The 4,131-nt window shown below is 56.3% G+C and carries 5 protein-coding genes; all 5 read left to right on the top strand.

From position 1 onward, the window contains the following. Positions 1-280: pentapeptide repeat-containing protein (locus tag NW839_RS12040; protein ID WP_414380672.1), on the top strand; the 280-nt coding region annotated here is incomplete at its 5' end. Between the two features lie 45 nt (positions 281-325). After that, positions 326-1,960 carry an AAA family ATPase gene (locus NW839_RS12035; RefSeq protein WP_414350248.1) on the top strand — a complete coding sequence of 545 codons (1,635 nt, stop codon included), beginning with the start codon at positions 326-328 and terminating at the stop codon, positions 1,958-1,960. 341 nt (positions 1,961-2,301) lie between these two features. Next, a complete protein-coding gene (locus NW839_RS12030; RefSeq protein ID WP_414342319.1) occupies positions 2,302-2,691 on the top strand; it encodes a hypothetical protein in 390 nt (129 codons plus the stop codon). Positions 2,692-2,880: 189 nt separating this feature from the next. Continuing rightward, complete coding sequence (locus tag NW839_RS12025; protein WP_011433717.1) at positions 2,881-3,117, top strand: gas vesicle protein GvpG; 237 nt, start codon at positions 2,881-2,883, stop codon at positions 3,115-3,117. 108 nt (positions 3,118-3,225) lie between these two features. Next, on the top strand, positions 3,226-3,831 hold the full coding sequence (locus tag NW839_RS12020; protein ID WP_414350246.1) for a DUF3727 domain-containing protein: 606 nt from the start codon (positions 3,226-3,228) through the stop codon (positions 3,829-3,831). Positions 3,832-4,131 lie beyond the last annotated feature (300 nt).

The raw sequence follows: 4,131 nt of genomic DNA, 5'->3' as shown, positions 1-4,131 counted from the left end.
GAGCGAGGCCAAACTGAGCGAGGCCAACCTGAGCCAGGCCAACCTGAGCGAGGCTGACCTGAGCGGGGCCAACCTGAGCAAGGCCAACCTGAGCGGGGCCAACCTGAGCGGGGCCGACCTGAGCAGGGCTGACCTGAGGGGAGCCAACTTGAGGGGAGCAAAGCTGGGTGGCACGAACCTAAAGGGGGCAAACCTATGGGGCGCAAAACTAAGTCCCGGCTGGGATCAATTCGCCGACTTGAAAGGGGCCATCCTCCCCGACGGAGCCATCCATCCCTAGCCTGATCCCTTGGCTACACTACCTACAGCCGCTCTCAGTGGATCCATGAGTCCCTCAGATCTCGCCTTTGCCAGCAATCACCAAGACATCCTCACACTGCTGGACTTAGTGGTTCGCGCCCGCTACCCTTTGATCTACCTGGTTACTCCCGAAGAAGCCCCGGCAGAGGAGCTCCTGCAAGTTCTAGCCGATTCCCTCAAGCCCAAGCGCAAACTCCTAATCTGGGATATCGTCTCCGGCTGGTCAGATAACGGCCAAAACAAAGGCCAATTGATGCCTGCTCTGGGCCGCATCGGCGCCATCAAAGAGGACGAGGCGGTTATTTGTGTTCTCAAAGACCTAAACCCCACCCTGAGAAATCCGGAACGCTCGGACAATTACCCCGTCATCCGCTACCTGAAAACCCTGGCCAGAGAGAGCCGCCACAGCCGCAAGTCCATCATCCTCTTGGGCCAAGAAGCCGTTGTCCCTGCCGAGCTGCGCGAGGAAATTGTGGTCTATGATTTTCCCCTGCCCAGCATCGCCGAAATTGAGCGGATCATTACCCGCGCGATCCCTGCCCGTCAACTGGAGCTAAGCGGCCCGGCGCGGGAACAACTGGTTCGAGCCTGCCAAGGACTGACCCGGCAGCGCATTGAGCGGATCCTGGCCCGCGCCCTAGCCGCCAAGGGCAAGGTCAGCGAGGGCGATATTGACCTTGTTCTGGAAGAGAAAAAACAATACATCCGCCAGACGGAAATCCTGGAGTTTTACAACCCCTCCGAGACCTTGCAAAATGTCGGCGGCCTGGAAAACCTCAAAGCCTGGATTCGGCAGCGCCGCAACAGTTTTAGTGCCCAGGCCCGTGCCTATGGCTTGCCCAGTCCTAAGGGCATTTTGCTGGCCGGGATCCAGGGCACCGGCAAGTCTCTATGTGCCAAAACCATAGCCCGCGAGTGGCGCATGCCCTTGCTCAGGCTGGATGTGGGGCGACTCTTCGGCGGGATCGTCGGCGAAAGCGAAAGCCGCGTGCGCCAGATGATCCAAATTGCCGAAGCCATGGCCCCTTGTGTGTTGTGGATTGATGAGTTGGATAAAGCCTTTGGCGGCGTCAACAGCGAGTTTTCAGGGGATTCGGGCACCAGCAAGCGGGTCTTCGGCAACCTGATCACCTGGATGCAGGAAAAAACCAAACCCGTTTTTATTGTTGCCACCGCCAACAATGTCCGCATCTTGCCGGCCGAGCTGCTGCGCAAAGGCCGGTTTGACGAAATTTTCTTCGTCAATTTGCCCAACCAACGGGAGCGGGAAGAGATTTTTCGAGTCCATGTCCAACGGCTACGGTCCAACCGAGTACGAGACTTCTCCTATACTGAGCTGGCCATGGCTGCAGAAGATTTCAGCGGGGCGGAAATTGAACAGACCATTTACGATGCCATGCACATGGCCTTTAATCAGGATCCACCCCGCGAGTTCACCCAAGAAGATATCCTGACCGCCACCCGCCAAACGGTTCCTCTAGCCGCCATCGCTCGTGACCAAATTCAAAGCTTGAAAGAATGGGCTGCCGAGTCAGGAGCACGTACCGCTTCCCAAGATCAAAAGTTGATTCAGGAGCTACGGACCATCGTCCAGAAGAGAGGGTTAGGCTACATTGAAGTTGATAGTCCCCCATCCTTTTCCTCTCCACCTCCTGCCTAAGCTGTTTTGGTCGGCTCGTTCCGAGTTGTGGCAGCTCCGTGGAAGTAGGCTTGCAAGCATTTTTTCCTGCAAGACGCGGAAAAACTCCGGTTGCCGCTCCGCTTGAATTTGCTGCCTGTGGATTAGCCCCCGTTAAATCCGTCCGGGGAAGCCGCCGATTGATCTGAGCTGCTCAGGTGGCCCCTTGTTGGATTAACTTCCGGCAGCTCCCAGGCAGGGCACCGGGATCGGATCCCGCACGTTAGCGTGCAGGACCGATGGTTTTGCACTTTTCGTATCCTTGACTACAGATTTTTTGGTAGGATTGATCGTGTAGAGGTACTGGTATGTAGAGCAGCCTTATGAGTGCAATCGCTGAAATGAGGGGGACAAGTCTCCTGGCCCGCCATCGCCAAAACATAGCAGCCTCCCTGGCCCGTCGTTTGGAAGCAGCTAGGGCGGCCAACAACACCCGCTTGATGGAGCTGCTGAAACAAGAAGAGCGGCAGCTGGCAGCCGAGTACGGCGGCAGGGATCCCTTCTCTTCAGCGCTCTTCAGAGGACTGCGCCACCTTTGGCAGAGCCTGAAGGCAGTCTTGGCGGCCTGCGATGAACTGCGGGTGCGGCAGTGGGTAGATGGCAGCGGCATGGTCTGGTGGTCTGTCCAAGACCCAATCACGGGAGAGCGCCTGTGTACCCATTCCGAGGGGGAGCTCATGGAGTGGATCGAGAAGCACCAGCGAGAGGATTAGTCTTCGCGGCTAGGACTTGCCTGAGCACCAATAGCCAGTGTTTCCCCTGGCGCTTCGTGCGTGTCCCAGTCTTTCCAGCTTGGGGAGGAAGGGAACAAAAAGTTTCACGGCTAGGCCGGGGCAATGGCCACCTGAGAATCCAAATTGATAGGATTACGAAGACTCATCATCTGCTTTAGGGGCCCTGGGATGGTTTGGCAATTGTTGACTTGGCCGGCCCAAAGTTTGCTTTGGCTAGCAGAGCAGATCCAAGAACGCGCCGAAGCACAGCTGGATAGCAAAGAAAACCTGCAAAAAGAACTTACGGCCCTGCAAATTCAGCTAGATTTGGGAGAAATTGACGAAGAAACCTACGCCCGCCGAGAAGAGGAGATTTTATTGGCTCTGGAAGCCTTAACCCAAGCAGAAGGAGAAGCCGAAGCATAGAGTTCTGCCGGTGGGCCTGGAAGGGATCCCTCAGCATTGCAGGGGGGGCAGAACATGGGAGAATGAGCTTCTGTACACCCCCGTCTTTCCTACCCTGGGCTGTTTTCAATGACTGAATCCCATGAAACCTTGGTGCTCCGCGACGAGCAAAACCAGCCTCTCAAGTGCGAGATCCTGCGGCAGGTGGTCATCGACGAGCAGACCTATGCTCTGGTGACTCCCGTTGATGCTGTGATTAAAGTGCTGGTTTGGGAAGGGGAAGAGGAACCCAGCCAAGCGGTGAACGGCGATGCCGACATGGAAGGGATCCTGGACGAGCCGGATCCCGAAGAGCTACAGGCTACCCTGCCCACCATCCAGGCTGTCTTGGGGGAGTTGAACCTCACCTTGCAGCAAAATGGCTTCGACATCCTCACGGTTCAGGGGGAATTGCCCCCAGTCGAAGAGGAAGATGTGTTCGAGCTGGGCGAGAGCGAGGAAGATGCCCAGGAGTTTCAACTGCTAGCTACCTTTTTCTACCAAGAGAAGAAATACGGCATCTTTACCCCCCTCGATCCCGTTTTGCTCTACGCCGCTCTGCCTGACGAAGGGGATCCCTACCTGCTCACCCCCGATGAGCCGCCAGAGCTTTTTGATCAGCTCTATGCCCTGCTGCTGGATCTCGATGAGGAATGGGAAGACGGAGATGACGAAGAAGATGAAGACGAAGATTAGGCGGTCAACCCCTTCTGTTCTGCCGAGTTGGATACTTCTGCCCAGCCAGTCGCCTCGGCGGTGCGGAGCACCATAGGGATAGAGGTGGTGAAACTACCCGGTAAAACTTGCCCAGAGTTTTTCACCAGCCACTCCAGACCCGTCTCAACATCTGTCGGGGGCGTCGGATCTGCGGGCCAAGGGTCAGAATAAGCCAGCCTCAGACCAGCCGCCTAAGCATTGCGTAGCGAAGGAGCATGACTCTAGTCAATAATAAGCTCAACTATACTGAAAATAATGTATAATATGTTCAGTACGGAT

Origin of the sequence: Synechococcus sp. R5-15 (assembly GCF_047462035.1) — a bacterium.
Lineage (GTDB): Bacteria > Cyanobacteriota > Cyanobacteriia > Thermostichales > Thermostichaceae > Thermostichus.
The sequence above is the reverse complement of the archived record's forward strand: the minus strand, read 5'-3'. Positions and strand labels throughout refer to the sequence as shown.